This window comes from Pseudomonas sp. SDO5532_S415, assembly GCF_054071155.1.
The window spans coordinates 1-16,296 of sequence record NZ_JBSVWS010000029.1 but is presented as its reverse complement, the minus strand read 5'-3'; the positions used below and the strand labels follow the sequence as shown (position 1 = coordinate 16,296).

Here is a 16,296-nt window from a genome sequence, read left to right as displayed (position 1 = left end):
CGCTACCGACTTTCGAACACCTTCCTGAGGCCTGTGTAGCAGAAAAAGTGCAAACAGGCCTCGGGCTGACGACAACCGGTCTTGCCGGTGGCGGGTTACTGCGATTTTCTGACCCGCAGATACCACTCGGACAGCAGTCGTACCTGTTTGTCGGTGTAGCCCCGCTCGACCATCCGTGTGACGAAGTCGTTGTGTTTTTGCTGGTCTTCTTTGCTGGCCTTGGCATTGAAGCTGATGACCGGCAGCAGGTCCTCAGTGTTGGAGAACATTTTCTTCTCGATGACCACCCGCAGTTTTTCGTAACTGAGCCAGGTCGGGTTCTTGCCGTTGTTGTTGGCGCGGGCACGTAATACGAAGTTGACGATTTCGTTGCGGAAGTCCTTCGGATTGCTGATGCCCGCTGGTTTTTCGATTTTTTCCAGTTCCTCGTTCAGTGCCACACGGTTGAGGATTTCGCCGGTTTCCGGGTCGCGATATTCCTGGTCCTGGATCCAGAAGTCCGCATACAGCACATAGCGGTCGAAGATGTTCTGGCCATACTCGCTGTAAGACTCGAGGTAGGCAGTCTGGATTTCCTTGCCGATGAATTCGATATAACGCGGCGCCAGGTACTCCTTGAGGAAGCGCAAGTAGCGTTCGCGGGTTTCAGCCTGGAACTGTTCCTGTTCGATCTGCTGTTCCAGCACGTAGAGCAAGTGCACCGGGTTGGCGGCGATTTCGTGCGGATCGAAGTTGAAGACCTTCGACAGGATCTTGAACGCGAAGCGGGTCGACAGGCCATTCATGCCCTCGTCGACCCCGGCATTGTCGCGGTATTCCTGGATCGACTTGGCCTTCGGATCAGTGTCCTTGAGATTTTCGCCGTCGTACACGCGCATCTTGGAGTAGATGTTGGAGTTTTCCGGTTCCTTCAGGCGAGAAAGCACGGTGAACTGAGCGAGCATCTTCAAGGTGTCGGGTGCGCAATGGGCTTTTGCCAGCGAACTGTTGAACAGCAGTTTGTCGTAGATCTTCACTTCGTCGCTGACCCGCAGGCAGTAAGGCACCTTGACGATGTAGATCCGGTCGATGAACGCTTCGTTGTTCTTGTTGTTACGGAAGGTATGCCATTCCGATTCGTTGGAGTGGGCCAGCAGGATCCCGGTAAACGGAATCGCACCCAGGCCTTCGGTACTGTTGTAGTTGCCTTCCTGGGTGGCGGTCAGCAATGGGTGCAGCACCTTGATGGGCGCCTTGAACATTTCGACGAATTCCATCAGGCCCTGGTTGGCCCGGCACAGTGCACCCGAGTAGCTGTAGGCGTCGGCGTCGTTCTGCGGGAATTCTTCCAGTTTGCGGATATCGACCTTGCCCACCAGTGCCGAGATGTCCTGGTTGTTTTCATCTCCCGGCTCGGTTTTGGCCACGGCGATCTGGTTGAGGATCGACGGATACAGTTTGACCACGCGGAACTGGCTGATGTCGCCACCGAATTCGGCCAGACGCTTGGTTGCCCAGGGCGACATGATGGTATTGAGGTAGCGCCGTGGAATGCCGAAGTCTTCCTCGAGGATTGCGCCATCTTCAGTGGCGTTGAACAGCCCCAGAGGCGATTCGAAAACCGGCGAGCCCTTGATCGCATAGAAGGGCACTTTTTCCATCAGTTGCTTGAGCTTTTCGGCCAGGGACGATTTACCACCACCGACGGGGCCAAGCAGATAGAGGATCTGTTTCTTCTCTTCCAGACCCTGGGCGGCGTGGCGGAAATACGACACGATCTGGTCGATGCATTCTTCCATCCCGTGGAAGTCTTCAAAGGCCGGATAACGGCGGATCACCTTGTTGGAAAAGATTCGCGACAGCCTCGAGTTGGTCGAGGTGTCGAGTAGCTCCGGTTCACCGATGGCCAGGAGCAGACGCTCTGCGGCGGAAACGTAGGCGCTACGGTCCTGTTTGCACAGTTCCAGATACTCTTGCAGCGTGAGTTCTTCCTGGCGTGTGGACTCGAAACGTTGTTGGAAGTGGCTAAAGATACTCATGACGTCACCTCGCTCGATACGTGGAGCCGACGCCGGATCACTCAGTCGATGCTGGCAGCAACCGAACAGGCAGTTGCTGTTTACCCCCCAGAACTCTCTCGGAGCTGACGACTCCGAAAGCTACTCCCGATGATCCGCGCGCCGGTGTACCGGCTCTCCCCTGTTTTGGATGGCCTGCGCTTAAGGATAGTTGGGAATTTGGCAGGTAAAGGCGAGATACGTAATTAGTTGTGGCAGACCGTTCGTCTGCCACCGCGCTAGCCCGCGCATGCCGGGGGCTTGCGCGTTACAAAAAAATTATTCGGAAGTGCCTTGCGCCGTTTCCGAAGGAAACGTCGTACGCCACAGCTCAAAACCGCCATCCATGCTGTAGACGTCGGAGAAGCCCTGGCTGATCAGGTAAGCGGCAGCGCTCTGGCTGGAGTTGCCGTGGTAGCAGACCACAACGGTCGGTGCATCCAGGTCGGCCGCGCGGATGAAATCCGAGATCGAATGATTGTCCAGATGCTTCGATCCGCTGATGTGCAGGGCGGCATAGGTGGCAGGATCACGGATATCGACCACTACCGCGCCTTGTTCGCGCAGGGCATGGGCCTGTTCAGGGGGGATACGTTTGAATTCGCTCATGGCGGGCTCCTGTGGCTCGGCTGAAAGCGCAGTCTAGCGCGGGGCGCTGGCTGACGATGGTTCGGAATTGAGTGGAGGGGCTGGAGGTTTGGCGGCATGGCCATGCTCGTCGCATTTGCAGGACAGGCGTTCGCCGTTGTCGACATTCATCAGGGTCAGGGCACCACCCCAGACGCAGCCGGTATCGAGGGCCGAAATACCTGGTTCAAGGACTTTGCCTTCCAGTGCGGCCCAGTGGCCAAAGATGATTTTCAGGTCCTTGGTCTTGCGTTCCTTATGCAGGAACCAAGGCTTGTATCCCGGCGGCGCGCTGTCGAGACCTTCCTTGCTCTTGAGGTCAAGCTTGCCTTCGGCCGTACAGAAACGCATCCGGGTGAAATAGTTGGTGATCACCCGCAGTCGCGTCACGCCTTTAAGGTCATTGTCCCACTTTGCCGGATCGTTGCCGTACATACCGTCAAGGTAGGGCGCAAACAGGTTGTCGTCGCGCAGGGCGGTCTCAACCTCGGCGGCGCACTTCAGGGCTTTTCGCAGTGACCACTGCGGCGGGATCCCGGCATGCACCAGCGCGACATTGCGCTGCTCGTCGTAATGCATGAGTTTTTGCTGGCGCAGCCATTCCAATAACTCCGCGCGATCCGGTGCTTCGATGATTTCGCGCAGGGTGTCGGCTTTCTTCAGGCGTTCGATATTCTGCCCGGCGGCCAGTAGGTGCAGGTCGTGGTTGCCGAGTACGCAAACCAGCGATTCGCGGATGCTATAGAGGAAGCGCAAGGTGTCGAGCGATTGCGGACCACGGTTGACCAGGTCGCCGACCAGCCACAGGCGATCTTTTGCGGGATCGAACGCCACTCGTTTGAGCAGGCATTGCAGGGCTTCCAGGCAGCCCTGCAGATCGCCAACGGCATACGTCGCCATCAGTGCAGGGCTCCAGGTACCGCGAGACGGAACGGCGCAATGATGGCGTCGAATTGCTTGCCGTCGTCGGCAATCATCTGATAGCTGCCTTGCATGGTACCCACCTTGGTGGTCATGACCGTGCCGCTGCTGTAGGTGTGACTCTTGCCGGCCTCGATCAGCGGTTGCTGGCCAACCACGCCCGCACCGCGAACCTCTTCGACATGTCCGTCGCCATCGGTGATCACCCAGTGCCGTGACAACAGTTTGGCCGGTATCAGGCCATTGTTTTGCACGGTGATGGTGTAGGCGAAGGCAAAGCGGTCGTGTTCGGGTTGCGATTGTTCTGCCAGATAGCGGGTGACGACGCTGACGTCGACCTGATAACGAGGATCGGACATGCAAGAGGCCTTAAAAACGAAGCGGGACGCGGGGCGTAGCTGATGGAGTTCAGTCTAGGCCAAGTATCGGGTAGTAAACCAGACATGGGCGCTGGTGTCCTACCCGATAACGCTTCGACCCTCTCAGGCGTCCGCAGGCTTGTGCAGGGGTTGTTCGCTGAGTTTGTCTGCCAGGCGCACGAAGGCGGCCAGATCGAGTTGCTCGGGACGCAAGCTGCCGTCGACGCCAGCGGCTTCGATTTCGGCGTTGCTCAGCAGCAACTTGAGGGTATTGCGCAGGGTCTTGCGACGCTGGTTGAAGGCTTCGCGTACGACGCGCTCCAGCAACCGGTGGTCCTTGGCCGGGTGCGGCAACACGGCGTGAGGCACCAGGCGCACGATGGCTGAATCGACTTTCGGCGGCGGGTTGAACGCGCCTGGGCCTACGTTGAACAGATGCTCAACCCGGCAATGATACTGGACCATGATCGACAAACGACCCCAGTCACCGCCGCCAGGCCCTGCCGCCAGACGCTCGACCACTTCCTTTTGCAGCATGAAGTGCATGTCGCGAATCAGGTGGGCGTTGTGCAGCAGGTGAAAAATCAGCGGTGTGGAGATGTTGTACGGCAGGTTGCCGACCACGCGCAGGCTGTTCGGCGCGGCGTTCAGGCTATTGAAGTCAAACTTCAGCGCATCACCCTGATGCAGGTTGAAGTTGTCCCTGCCGGCGAATTGCTGATTGAGGATCGGGACCAGGTCCTTGTCCAGCTCCACTACGTCGAGTTGGGCGCCGCTATTGAGCAGGCCTTGAGTCAATGCACCCTGGCCCGGGCCGATCTCCAGCATCCGATCGTCGGGTTTGGCGTGGATGGAGCGCAGGATGCGGTCGATAACGCCGGCATCGTGCAGAAAGTTCTGGCCGAAGCGCTTGCGCGCACGGTGTTGGTATTGCTCGGTCATAAACGGGTCTCGGCCATCTGGTAGGCGGTTTCCAGGGCGACTTGCAGGCTGCCGGTGTCGATTTTGCCGCTGCCGGCCAGATCGAGAGCGGTGCCGTGGTCGACCGAAGTGCGGATGATCGGCAAGCCAAGGGTCACGTTGACTGCTGCGCCGAAGCCTTTGTACTTCAGCACGGGCAGGCCCTGGTCGTGGTACATCGCCAGCACTGCATCGCAGTGCTCCAGATATTTTGGGGTAAACAGAGTGTCGGCGGGCAGGGGGCCACGCAGGTCCATGCCTTCGCCGCGCAGGCGCTCTAATGTGGGTTCGATGATATCGATTTCTTCATGGCCCAGGTGTCCGCCTTCACCGGCATGGGGGTTGAGCCCGCACACCAGGATGCGTGGCTGGGCGATGCCGAATTTTTCCTGCAGGTCGGTGTGCAGGATTCGCGTGACCCGCTCCAGGCGCTCTGGCGTGATCGCATCGGCAATTTCGCGCAAGGGCAGGTGGGTGGTCACCAACGCTACGCGCAATCCACGAGTGGCGAGCATCATTACTACTTGCGCGGTATGGGTCAGGTCGGCGAGAAATTCCGTGTGCCCGGAGAAGGCGATCCCGGATTCATTGATCACACCCTTATGCACCGGAGCAGTGATCATCCCGGCGAAATCCCCGTCCAGGCAGCCTTGGCCGGCGCGAGTCAGGGTTTCCAGAACAAAAGCGGCATTGGCTTTGTCCAGTTGCCCGGCGACGACGCTGGCGTTCAGCGGAGTATCCCAGACATACAGGCTGTTGGCGGGAGCGGGTACGTCCGGCCAGCTGTCCGGTGTGACCGGCAGCAAGTCGACCACCACACCCAGCTGCGCGGCCCGCTCAAGGAGCAGGTCGCAGCTGGTAATGGCAATCAGGGGATGTGGCTGGGCTTGCGAGGCGAGCAGCAGGCACAGGTCGGGACCTATGCCGGCCGGTTCGCCGGGTGTCAGCGCGAAACGTTGGGGTTTCACTGCGCTGCCTGGTCGGCGCCAGGGAGTTTGATTTCTACGTACGCTTCGTCACGGATCTGACGCAGCCAGGTTTGCAGCTCTTCGTCGTATTTGCGGTTGCGCAGTACGGTCATCGCTTGTTGCTCGCGAGCCTGGTTGGTGCTGTCGGTGGCACGACGGCCAAGGACTTCCAGAACGTGCCAGCCATATTGCGTCTGGAACGGCTTGGACAGTTGACCTTGCGGGGTGTTGGCCATCACTTCGCGGAACTCGGGGACCAGTGCGTTCGGATCGATCCAGTTCAGGTCGCCGCCGTTGAGGGCAGAACCGGGATCTTCCGAGAAGCTTTTCGCCAGCTCACCGAAGTCTTCGCCCGCTTCGATGCGGGTGTAGAGCGACTCAGCCAGAGCCTTGGTCTTTGCTTCGTCGCGGATCGGGCTCGGCTTGACCAGGATATGCCGTACATGCACTTCGTCACGTACCTGGGCTTCACCGCCACGCTTGTCGGTGAGCTTCAGGATGATGAAGCCACCTGGCGTACGCATTGGCTGGGTGATATCACCGATGGCCATGGTGCTCAGCAGGCGATCGAATGGGGGTGGCAGCTGAGCGGCTTTACGCCAGCCCATGTCGCCACCTTCCAGTGCCGTTTCGCTGGCGGACCTGGCGATGGCCAACTGACCGAAGTCGGCGCCTTGCTTGAGCTGCTGGTAAACCGCGTCAGCCTGCTTGGCGGCATTCTGAATTGCGTCGGAGTTGGCGCTTTCCGGCGTAGGAATCAGGATGTTGGCCAGGCGGAACTCTTCGGACAGCTGCATCTTGCCAAGGTCGGAAGCCAGGAAGTTTTTCACCTCTTGCTCAGACACCTGGATGCGCTCGGCCACTCGGCGCTGGCGCACACGGCTGATAACCATCTCGCGACGGATCTGGTCACGTGCGTCGTCATAAGACAGGCCGTCACGAGTCAGGGCCTGGCGGAACTGATCGACCGTCATGTTGTTGCGCTGGGCGATGGTGCCGACAGCCTGGTTCAGTTCTTCATCGGTAATGCGGATGCCGGAGCGTTCGCCGATCTGCAGTTGCAGGTTCTCGACGATCAGGCGCTCAAGCACCTGTTGCTCCAGTACGCTGGCCGGCGGCACGGCAGTACCGCGCTTGGCGATGGTTTGCTGAACTTCATGGACGCGCTGGTCCAGTTGGCTCTGCATGACCACGTCGTTGTCGACGATCGCCACCACTTTATCGATGGACTGTACCGCGGCGTTGGCCGCGGTACCCAGGAACAGCGCGCCCAGCAACAGCGGGCGCAGACAATCAGAAAGCTTGGTCTTCACGTTCACGATAACCTTGAATGCCTTTGTCGAGGAAGCTCTCTACCTTGGCGCCGGTGAGGCCGCCGAGTCCCTTCAGAACAATTTGGAGGAAGACGCCATGGTCGCCTTTTTCGTTTTGCGGTGCTTCCTGACTGAATTCGTCATAGGAAACCCAGTAACGGTTGATCAGGCGCAGTTTCCAGCAGCAGCTGTCGTACTCGAAACCACCGAAGGCTTCCAGCGTACGGTTGCGGTTGTAGTCGTACTGCCAACGGCTGATGGCGTTCCATTGCGGCACGATCGGCCAGATCACCGAGAAGTCGTGCTGTTGGATCTTGTAGTAATCCTTCACGTAGCCAGGCTGGCCGGGAACGCCGTAGTCACCGCCGCCCACTTGCCATTGACCGGTGTTCTGGTCGTAGCGGATCTGGTCATTACGATAGCGATAGCCGGCGTTGATGACCTTGTTCGGGTTGTCTTCAGGCTGGTAGTGGAACATCGCGCTGCCCGAGCGAGGGCTGCGGCTGTCCGGGTCCCAGTTGTAATCGGCGGTCGCGCGCCAATCGCGGTTCCAGCGGTATTCGTATTCCAGCGCATAAGGGGATACGTCGGAGTGCGCGTCTTCGCGGGTCTTGGCATCGATACCCGGCAGTTGGACTTCGCGATCCTTGAAGTACAAAGCCTGACCGACACTGATGCGTTGACGCTCGAAACCGTTGTCTTCGATCCAGCGGCTGGTCACGCCCAGCGACAGTTTGTTCTCGTCGCCGACACGGTCGGAGCCTGAGAAGCGGTTGTCGCGGAACAGCGATGCATAGTTGAAGGTGTATTCGCCGGTATCGAACACCGGAATGTCTTCCTGGTCCTTCTCGGGCACATAGAGATAGAACAGGCGAGGCTCAAGGGTCTGGCGATAGTTCTTGCCGAACCATTGGGTATTGCGGTCGAAATACAGGCCACTGTCGATGCTGGCGATCGGTACGCCACGGCTCTGGCTGCTGCCAAAGTCGCCATTGAGCTTTCTCTGTTCAGGAGTCATCGCGTCAATCTGAGCTTTGCCGATGCTGTCCAGGTCCAGATCATACTGCGTGTACTGGTACTTGAGTTTTGGCTTCAGGAAGCCATAAGTCCACTCCAGCGGCAGGGCGACGGCCGGTGCAAGGTTGAGGCGATCACCGTTGGCGCGCGCCAGGCCTTGAACGTTGGTATCCAGACGTGGCTCGACGTTACCGTCTTCATCGGTAAAGCTGCCGTTTCTCAGGTCCCGGTCGAATCGTACGATTTCAGTGTTGTACGTAAAGTCCAGGCCGCTTGGATGATACGGCAGGGCACCATCGAAAGTGATCTGCGGCAAGCGGTCATACGGCGTGATGTTCGACACGGTCGCCAGTTGATAAGCCTGGGCGTTGATACGAGCGGTGTAGCTGTCGCCGCGATAGCTGACAGAACCTTGCTGGTTCACGTAGTCGGCGCTCTTCACACCGATCTGGTCGGTCTGCAAATCCTGGAAGTAGTAAGGATCGCTGATCTTGGTGTAGTCGACTTGCGTGAAGACGCGCGAATCGAGCCCGCCCTTGTGTTGCCAGTTGTACATGTAGCGCGTTTTGTCGTAGTCGCTCTGCAGTTCGCGCTCGTTGTCTTCGTCGTTGAGGTACGCGGCGCCGAACTGACCTTCCGTGGATTTGGTCAGGTAGCGGAATTCGCCTTCCATCAACAGGCCGCGCTTGCTCATGTAGCGCGGATACAACGTGGCATCGTAGTTCGGTGCCAGGTTGAAGTAGTACGGCGTGACGAGCAGGAAGCCAGTATCGCTGCCGCTGCCGATGGTCGGCGGCAGGAAACCGGACTGACGGCGGTCGTCGATCGGGAAGTAGATGTACGGCGTATACAGGACCGGGAAGTCCTTGACCCGCAGGGTCACGTTGGTCGCAGTACCGAAGCCCGTGGCCGGGTTCAGGGTGATGTTATTACCCTTGAGCTGCCAGGCGTTGCTGTTCGGTTCGCACGTGGTGTACGTACCGTCCTTGAGGCGGATGATCGCGTTCTCGGCACGTTTGGCGTACAGCGCGTTACCGCGGATACGGGATTTGTGCATCACGTATTCAGCGTTGTCGACCTTGGCTTCACCGGTATCGAGTTGCACGTCGGCATGGTCGCCGACGATCAGCGCACCGTTGTCGCGGATGCGCACGTTGCCGGCCAGTTCGCCACGGCTCTCGGCCTGGTAAAGGTTGGCTTCGTCGGCTTCGACCTGCATGCTGCCCTGGCGCATGACCACGTCACCGGCCAGGGTAGCGACTTGCTCATCCTGCTTATAGCGAGAGGCTTTTGCGCCGATAAAGGTTGGCGCGTCACTTTTACTCGTCTTGTCATTCATGCCAGGACGAATCGGTTCGATATAGGAACCAGAGCAGTAAGGACCGGTTTCGGCCAGCTGTGCTGCAGTGAGTTGTTCGCGGGGAACCCAGTCGAGGTGGCTGTAGTCTTCGCTACGGGACTTCAGGCCGCGGCCCTTGGACTCGGTAACCAGCACGGGCTTGGCGCCAGTGTCTTCACTGGAGCCATCCTGTGCCGCAGCCTCGCCGGTAGCGCTGACTGCACTACCGTCATGGACGGGACGCGGAGGCAAGGCTGCCGCCGGTTTTTTAGGCGCACAGTCCCAGGCACCCGAAGCAGAGACTGAGCAGTCATACTGTTCCGCGGCGACCACGAAGGAAGTGGCTAGTGGTTGCAAGGCCAGCAGACTGCCGGTTACCAACAACGGAAATTTTTTACGAAACGCGGGGGATTTCAATGCCATCTTATTAGTCCGGGCTTCCTGCGTGCCATCTGCCCGCGGTGTGGGCCGCACGCCTCTCGATGGTCTGAAAAAGATGCTGGATAATAAAGCATGACCCGCTTGACGGCTAGCGCCGTCGGAGACCCTTGCAATGCCTGACCAAGATGTACGTTTGCAACACCTGAAAGTTTGGCTCGATGAACAATTGGCGATCCTTTTTGCAGAACAGGGTTGGGGTGCCATACCCCCGGCCACATTGACCGCGGCCAGTAGCGACGCGAGTTTTCGGCGTTATTTTCGTTGGGAGGGCGCGGATAAAAGTTTTATCGTCATGGATGCGCCGCCCCCGCAGGAAAACTGCAAACCTTTCGTGGATATCGCTTTTTTGCTGGCGAAATCCGGAATAAATGTGCCGAAAATTTATGCCGAAGATCTCGAGCGCGGTTTTCTTTTGCTCAATGACCTGGGCAACAAGACGTATCTGGACGTGATCGACAGCGAAAACGCCGAAGATTTGTTCAATGATGCCCTGCAAGCGCTATTGGCTTTTCAGCAGTTGCCGATGGTGGCTCCGCTGCCGAGCTATGATGTGGCACTGCTGCGCCGGGAACTGGAACTGTTCCCCGAGTGGTATGTGAAGCGTGAGCTGAGCATCGAGTTCGATGCGGCGCAGCAAGTACTCTGGCAACAGGTCAGCGATCTGCTGATCGACAGTGCTCTCGCCCAGCCGAAGGTCCTGGTGCACCGCGACTACATGCCGCGCAATCTGATGCTCAGCCAGCCGAATCCCGGTGTGCTGGATTTCCAGGATGCGGTGTATGGCCCGGTGACCTACGACGTGACTTGCCTGTTCAAGGATGCATTCCTCAGCTGGCCCGAAGAACGCGTACGCGGCTGGCTGGAAAGTTATTGGCAGCAGGCCGCGGCGCTGGATATTCCGGTGCAGCCGGATTTCGAAGACTTCCTGCGCGCCAGTGACCTGATGGGCGTGCAGCGTCACCTGAAAGTGATCGGCATTTTCGCCCGCATCTGCCATCGCGATGGCAAACCGCGCTATCTGAGCGATGTGCCACGCTTCTTCGCTTATATAGAAGCCGTGATCGCACGCCGCCCTGAACTGGCGGAACTGGATGTGTTGCTGGCCAGTCTGCGGGCCGGGGTGAAGGCATGAAGGCGATGATTCTGGCGGCGGGCAAAGGCGAGCGCATGCGCCCGCTGACCCTGACCACGCCAAAACCGCTGGTACGTGCAGGCGGGGTTCCGCTGATCGAATACCACCTGCGCGCGCTGGCCGATGCCGGGTTTACCGAAATCGTGATCAATCATGCCTGGCTCGGTCAGCAGATCGAGGACTATCTGGGTGATGGTTCGCACTATGGCGTGAGCATCCGGTATTCGCCGGAAGGGGAGCCGCTGGAAACCGGTGGCGGGATTTTCCGTGCGTTGCCGTTGTTGGGCGACGAGGCTTTTGTCGTGGTCAATGGCGATATCTGGACCGATTACGATTTCAGTGTGCTGCATCAGCCGATTGTCGGCCTTGCTCATCTGGTGCTGGTCAACAACCCGGCCCATCACCCGACCGGGGATTTCCAGTTGATCGACGGCCAGGTCTCTGACGGTGAGCCCGGAGCCGCCAACCTGACGTATAGCGGCATCGCCGTGCTGCATCCGCAATTGTTCGAAGGGTGCTCTGCCGGGGCTTTCAAGCTGGCACCGTTGCTGCGTACTGCAATGGCGAACGGGCAGGTGTCCGGTGAGCGCCTGAACGGGCAGTGGGTCGATGTCGGCACTCACGAGCGCCTGGCTGAAGCGCAAGCCCTGATCGAAGCGAGACGCTGACATGTTGTGGCCAGGGACTCTGATCGGAGCCGGAGCGGGCTTTGCCATTGCCAGCATTCCGGGGGCCATGCTCGGTGCCTTGTTGGGGCAGGCGCTGGATCGACGCCTGCACTTGCAAAGCTGGGCGCATCTGCGTGAAAAACTCGGTGGCCGTCCTGTACTGCGCAACGATGAATTGCTGTTCGTCTTGCTGGGGCGTTTGGCCAAGTGCGACGGGCGAGTGGTTGATGGTCATATCCAGCAGGCGCGTCAGGAAATGCGCGCGCTGGAAATGAACGAGCCGGCTCAGCGTCGGGCGATTGCCGCGTTCAATCGCGGCAAGTCGGGCAACGACCGGTTACGCGGCTACTTGCGTCGCCTGAGTGCCCAGCCCCATGCGGCCGAAGGGGTGTTGCGTGCCTGTTGGCGGATGGTTTGGGCCGATGGCCGGGCAGGCACCAGTGAGCGAGAACTGATCGCTCAGTGGGGCAAATGGCTGGGCTGGACGCCGCATCAGGTGCAGGCGTTGGCGACGGACTATGAGCCGCATAAGCGTCCACAGGTCAGCAATGCCGTGACTTATCAGGACGCACTGCGCCTGTTGGGTGTGTCCGCAACCAGTGAGCCGTCGCAGATCAAGCGCGCCTATCGGCGTCTGCTCAGCCGTCATCATCCGGACAAGATTGCCGGCAGTGGGGCGACGGCGTCCCAGGTGCGGGAGGCAACCGAGAAGACCCGGGAGTTGCATAGTGCCTATACGTTGATTCGTCAGCGGCGGGATTTCCGTTAGCGGGGTAGATTTGTGTCGTTCGTGATGCCGCTTTCGCGAGCAGGCTCGCTCCCACATTTGATCTCCAGTGTCAGAAGATCGAATGTGTGAGCGAGCCTGCTCGCGAATGGGGCGACCCGGTCTATCAGTCCGCCGTACCCTGCGGATTCAGCCAACCCCGCACCCGGCGAACCAACTGCTCCTGCTGTGCCTTGTTATCACCCGGCAACGCCTTGAGCGATACCTGGCTGAATGCCGAGGTTTTCAAGCGTTTGCTCGCTTGCAACCGGGCCAGCGCCGCGTTGCGATCCAGCGGTTTGTCCATATAGAAAATGTCTGCGGTTGGCAGTTTCAGGTTCGGCGCGAGTTCGTCCAGTTCCGGTTTTGCCTGAGTGGGTGTCTGCGCGGCGACCATGAGGAACCGCTCGACTTGCGACGGTTGCTTTTCGCTCAGGTAGCGCGCGGCCCAATATGCGCCGGTGCCATGCCCCAGTACGACGATGCTGCGAGCGCTTTGCTGTTCGGCGAACGCGATGGCTGCGTCGATACGGGCAAAGATCCGCTCAGCGTCGGCCTTCGACTGTTCTTCGCTGGTTTCGGCGACAGGCTTGTCGACTACGTCTGCTTCACCGCCGGCCGCCTGTTCGATGGGGGCCGCGGTGGTCGAGTCCTTGCTGCCGACATCCGGTGTTTTAGGCGCTGGCGGCACCTCGACAACGCGTGGTGCAATGGCATCGCTTTGCAAGTCCGGCAAGGTGATACTCAGGCTGCTCCACTCGGCATTCGGCAAATTGCGCCGCAACGGACCGATTGCTTGCGGCCAGTCAGCGGTTTCGCCAGCGCCCGGGATGATAATGACCGCGCCTTTGGGTTCGGCGGTGTTGGCCGGCTTCCACAAGGCCAGGAAGCTGTCGCTGCCCGCCTGCAGTTGTTGCTGTTGCTGGGCCGGGATTTTTCGCTCAAGTGCTGCTGCTTCTTCCTGACTACGCTCAGGCAGCGGCTGACGTTCCACCGGTTTTTCTTCGGCGGCCTTTTCTGTGGCTTCAGCCGGGGCGGCAGGTGCCGGGTCGGCAGCCTTAACGGAAAAAGCCCATGGCAGAATCAGCGACAGGCACAATGCTGGCAGTGCCAGGCGGTAGACAGGGGGCATCGGATATTCCAGGCCAGAAGTTATTCCGGCAGCCTAATGGGTTGGTCAGTATTTGTCAGTGTGTGAGAGTTCGATGATGCGTTTTCGCTGCCTGTGGGTTATCGGCTGTTTATGGTTTCCCTTGATGGGCTGGGCGGCGGCCGCGCCGCCGGCGCATGTTGCCGTCCTGTCGCCCAAACAACAGCAGTGGCTGGCGCAGCAAAGCGAGCTACGAGTGGGGCTGGTATTGCAAGCGCCCTATGCGCAATACGATCGCCGCCTGCAGCGTTTGTCAGGGGTCAACGTCGAGCTGATGAAATGGCTGTCCAAGGCGCTTAAGGTCGAGCTGAGCTGGCGCAACTTTCCCGACATTGAACAGTTGGAAGCGGCGGCGCGCGCGGGTGAAATCGACATCGCGCCCGGGCTGACCCAGACCCCCGGCGGATTACGTCTGTGGCAGTTCTCCGATCCGTATATGCGGGTACCGCAACTGGTGGTCAGCGACCAGAAAAGCACCGGGACGGTGGAACTGGAAAAACTCGACAGCCAGACCCGTGTCGCCGTGCGCATGCCCAGTGCCACCGCCGATTACCTGCGCGGCAACTATCCACACCTCAACCTCCAGGGCGTTCCGATGGAGCGTCAGGCGTTGCAACTCTTGTTGAGCCAGCAAGCCGGTTACGCGGTGGTCGATGAGGCGCAGTTGGGGCGACTCTCTATCGAGCCGGAGTTCGCCGGATTGGTGGTAGTGGGTGACATCGGCTTGCCGCAATTGCTGAGGGTGGCCACCCGGCGCGACAAGCCGGAGCTGGCGGGTATCGTCGAAAGCGCATTGCGGGCTATTCCGGCCAAGGATCTGGAAAACCTTCACAACCAGTGGCTGCAACCCAAGTACCCAAAACTCACCGAGTCTCCAGGCTTTTGGCAAAACCTCTGCCTGCTGCTGTTGGTACTGGCACTGAGCTGCATGGCCATCGTGTTCTGGCAGCGCCGCCAACAGCACAGTCTGGAGCAGCGACTGGCGGCGGCGCAGGAAGACATAGCCTTGCGTGCCGCCAGCGAGGAGGCGTTACGACTCACGCAGTTTTCCATCGACCAGAGCACCGTCGGCATCCTTTGGGTCAACTGGGACAGTCACGTGCGCTACGCCAACCGTGCGGCCGAGACCATGCTGGGGTATCCGCCGGGCGGGATCATCGACCGGCCTTTGATCGACTTCGAGCCCGGCCTGCACATGGATCGCTGGTTGAACCTGTGGAAACGCGCCCGGGCCAGCGACGAGTCGCCCCAAAGCTTCGAAACCAATTGCTTGCGAGCCGATGGCAGCATCCTGCCGACGGACGTCTCGCTGAGCTTCCTGCGTTTTCGCGGTGGTGAGTATCTGGTGGTCTACCTCACCGACGTCACCGACCGCCGTCGCGCCCTGGCCGCTTTGCAGGAAAGTGAAGCTCGGCTGCAAGGGATCGCAGCGAATGTTCCCGGACTGGTCTTTCGCCTGGAGCGGGCGCCGGTGACAGGCCAGATCGACTTTGCCTACATCAGTGAGGGCAGTGAAAGTCTGGTGGGTTATTCGCCGGCCACCTTGGCCCACCGTGACAAAGGCCTGCGCAGCCTGGTGCATCCGGACGACAAGGCCAGTTATCACCAGACTCAGGATCATGCGCTGGACACCGACAGCGACTGGTCGTGGCAAGGGCGAATTCTCACGCGCCAAGGGGAGCAGCGCTGGGCGGAAATCAAGGCCATTACCCGGCAGCTTGAGGACGGTGCCTACGTCTGGGACGGAATTGTCTGGGACATCAGCGAAAGCAAACGCATCGAACTGGAACTGGCCAGCTCCCGGGAGCAACTGCGGGAGTTGTCCGCGCACCTGGAAAGCGTACGCGAAGAGGAAAAGGCCCGCATTGCCCGGGAAGTTCACGACGAGCTGGGTCAGATGCTGACCGTGCTCAAGCTGGAAACGTCCATGTGCGAACTGGCCTACGCGCAACTCGATCCCGGGTTGCACGAACGCTTGAACAGCATGAAGCGCTTGATCGCCCAGCTGTTCCAGTTGGTGCGTGATGTGGCGACGGCGTTACGTCCGCCGATTCTCGATGCCGGCATTGCATCGGCCATCGAGTGGCAGGCCCGCCGCTTCGAGGCGCGTACGCAGATTCCGTGCCTGGTGCAGGTGCCGGACAATTTGCCGGTACTGAGCGATGCCAAGGCGATTGGTCTGTTTCGAATCCTTCAGGAAGCGCTGACCAATGTCATGCGTCACGCCCAGGCGCATACTGTGGAACTGACGCTGGCCCTTGAACACGACGAGTTGTGCCTGACGGTTAGCGATGATGGCGTAGGATTTGTCGTTACAGAGGGTAGGTCGACATCCTTTGGATTGGTCGGCATGCGTGAACGGGTGCTGATCATGGGTGGGCAGTTGTTGCTTGAGAGTGCGTTGGATGAGGGTACGACTCTGATTGTGCGTGTGCCGTTGGATGAGGCCTGAAAAATTGTGTTGTCTGGTCTGACGCCTTCGCGAGCGGGCTCGCTCCCACAGTGAGTCGGGTGTGACAAATATTTGTGCCGCGACCCAAAACTCTGTGGGAGATTCTATGTTGTAGGTAAATCCTACCGCCTTAGATTCGGTTGGTAT

The 16,296-nt window shown here is 59.5% G+C and carries 13 protein-coding genes; 4 read left to right on the top strand and 9 right to left on the bottom strand.

The features are described 5' to 3' along the window. Positions 1-95: 95 nt before the first annotated feature. From ACW9HW_RS10325 to ACW9HW_RS10290, 8 genes are all read right to left on the bottom strand, one after another. A complete protein-coding gene (locus tag ACW9HW_RS10325) occupies positions 96-2,018 on the bottom strand; it encodes a PrkA family serine protein kinase (RefSeq protein ID WP_095195852.1) in 1,923 nt (640 codons plus the stop codon). Positions 2,019-2,315: 297 nt separating this feature from the next. Further along, a complete protein-coding gene (gene glpE / locus ACW9HW_RS10320) occupies positions 2,316-2,645 on the bottom strand; it encodes a thiosulfate sulfurtransferase GlpE (protein ID WP_095195851.1) in 330 nt (109 codons plus the stop codon). 33 nt (positions 2,646-2,678) lie between these two features. Next, complete coding sequence (locus ACW9HW_RS10315; RefSeq protein ID WP_095195850.1) at positions 2,679-3,563, bottom strand: symmetrical bis(5'-nucleosyl)-tetraphosphatase; 885 nt, start codon at positions 3,561-3,563, stop codon at positions 2,679-2,681. After that, complete coding sequence (gene apaG, locus ACW9HW_RS10310) at positions 3,563-3,943, bottom strand: Co2+/Mg2+ efflux protein ApaG (RefSeq protein ID WP_095195849.1); 381 nt, start codon at positions 3,941-3,943, stop codon at positions 3,563-3,565. The genes ACW9HW_RS10315 and apaG overlap by 1 nt, the downstream gene beginning before the upstream one ends. Positions 3,944-4,066: 123 nt before the next feature. Then, positions 4,067-4,885, bottom strand: coding sequence for a 16S rRNA (adenine(1518)-N(6)/adenine(1519)-N(6))-dimethyltransferase RsmA (gene rsmA / locus ACW9HW_RS10305; protein ID WP_095195848.1), 819 nt, complete (start codon positions 4,883-4,885; stop codon positions 4,067-4,069). Next, positions 4,882-5,871, bottom strand: a complete 990-nt coding sequence (gene pdxA / locus ACW9HW_RS10300; protein ID WP_457399711.1) for a 4-hydroxythreonine-4-phosphate dehydrogenase PdxA — start codon at positions 5,869-5,871, stop codon at positions 4,882-4,884. The genes rsmA and pdxA overlap by 4 nt, the downstream gene beginning before the upstream one ends. Then, a complete protein-coding gene (gene surA, locus ACW9HW_RS10295) occupies positions 5,868-7,184 on the bottom strand; it encodes a peptidylprolyl isomerase SurA (protein WP_457399709.1) in 1,317 nt (438 codons plus the stop codon). The genes pdxA and surA overlap by 4 nt, the downstream gene beginning before the upstream one ends. Beyond that, the gene (locus ACW9HW_RS10290) at positions 7,165-9,963 is read right to left on the bottom strand and encodes an LPS-assembly protein LptD (protein ID WP_457399707.1); all 2,799 of its coding nucleotides are present in this window, start codon (positions 9,961-9,963) and stop codon (positions 7,165-7,167) included. The genes surA and ACW9HW_RS10290 overlap by 20 nt, the downstream gene beginning before the upstream one ends. A 130-nt stretch (positions 9,964-10,093) precedes the next feature. Here ACW9HW_RS10290 and ACW9HW_RS10285 point away from each other — a divergent pair, with 130 nt between their 5' ends. The 3 genes from ACW9HW_RS10285 to ACW9HW_RS10275 are packed head-to-tail and all read left to right on the top strand — an operon-like array spanning position 10,094 to position 12,550. Beyond that, positions 10,094-11,113, top strand: a complete 1,020-nt coding sequence (locus ACW9HW_RS10285; protein WP_457399705.1) for an aminoglycoside phosphotransferase family protein — start codon at positions 10,094-10,096, stop codon at positions 11,111-11,113. Continuing rightward, complete coding sequence (gene murU, locus ACW9HW_RS10280) at positions 11,110-11,781, top strand: N-acetylmuramate alpha-1-phosphate uridylyltransferase MurU (protein WP_457399704.1); 672 nt, start codon at positions 11,110-11,112, stop codon at positions 11,779-11,781. The genes ACW9HW_RS10285 and murU overlap by 4 nt, the downstream gene beginning before the upstream one ends. 1 nt (position 11,782) lies before the next feature. After that, on the top strand, positions 11,783-12,550 hold the full coding sequence (locus tag ACW9HW_RS10275) for a TerB family tellurite resistance protein (RefSeq protein ID WP_137805059.1): 768 nt from the start codon (positions 11,783-11,785) through the stop codon (positions 12,548-12,550). Positions 12,551-12,674: 124 nt separating this feature from the next. Here ACW9HW_RS10275 and ACW9HW_RS10270 read toward each other — a convergent pair whose 3' ends face one another. Continuing rightward, positions 12,675-13,679: an alpha/beta hydrolase family protein gene (locus ACW9HW_RS10270; protein ID WP_095195841.1), complete on the bottom strand. Its 1,005-nt coding sequence runs from the start codon at positions 13,677-13,679 to the stop codon at positions 12,675-12,677. A 73-nt stretch (positions 13,680-13,752) separates the two neighbouring features. Between ACW9HW_RS10270 and ACW9HW_RS10265 the strand changes: the two genes are divergently transcribed. Beyond that, entirely contained in the window at positions 13,753-16,149 is a 2,397-nt protein-coding gene (locus ACW9HW_RS10265; RefSeq protein WP_457399701.1) for a PAS domain-containing sensor histidine kinase, read from the top strand. Positions 16,150-16,296: the final 147 nt, after the last annotated feature.

Coding starts and splice junctions, on each gene's coding strand:
- ACW9HW_RS10325 (WP_095195852.1), bottom strand. CDS start 2,018: ATGAGTATCTTTAGCCACTTCCAACAACGTTTCGAGTCCACACGCCAG.
- glpE (WP_095195851.1), bottom strand. CDS start 2,645: ATGAGCGAATTCAAACGTATCCCCCCTGAACAGGCCCATGCCCTGCGC.
- ACW9HW_RS10315 (WP_095195850.1), bottom strand. CDS start 3,563: ATGGCGACGTATGCCGTTGGCGATCTGCAGGGCTGCCTGGAAGCCCTG.
- apaG (WP_095195849.1), bottom strand. CDS start 3,943: ATGTCCGATCCTCGTTATCAGGTCGACGTCAGCGTCGTCACCCGCTAT.
- rsmA (WP_095195848.1), bottom strand. CDS start 4,885: ATGACCGAGCAATACCAACACCGTGCGCGCAAGCGCTTCGGCCAGAAC.
- ACW9HW_RS10290 (WP_457399707.1), bottom strand. CDS start 9,963: ATGGCATTGAAATCCCCCGCGTTTCGTAAAAAATTTCCGTTGTTGGTA.
- ACW9HW_RS10285 (WP_457399705.1), top strand. CDS start 10,094: ATGCCTGACCAAGATGTACGTTTGCAACACCTGAAAGTTTGGCTCGAT.
- murU (WP_457399704.1), top strand. CDS start 11,110: ATGAAGGCGATGATTCTGGCGGCGGGCAAAGGCGAGCGCATGCGCCCG.
- ACW9HW_RS10275 (WP_137805059.1), top strand. CDS start 11,783: ATGTTGTGGCCAGGGACTCTGATCGGAGCCGGAGCGGGCTTTGCCATT.
- ACW9HW_RS10270 (WP_095195841.1), bottom strand. CDS start 13,679: ATGCCCCCTGTCTACCGCCTGGCACTGCCAGCATTGTGCCTGTCGCTG.
- ACW9HW_RS10265 (WP_457399701.1), top strand. CDS start 13,753: ATGATGCGTTTTCGCTGCCTGTGGGTTATCGGCTGTTTATGGTTTCCC.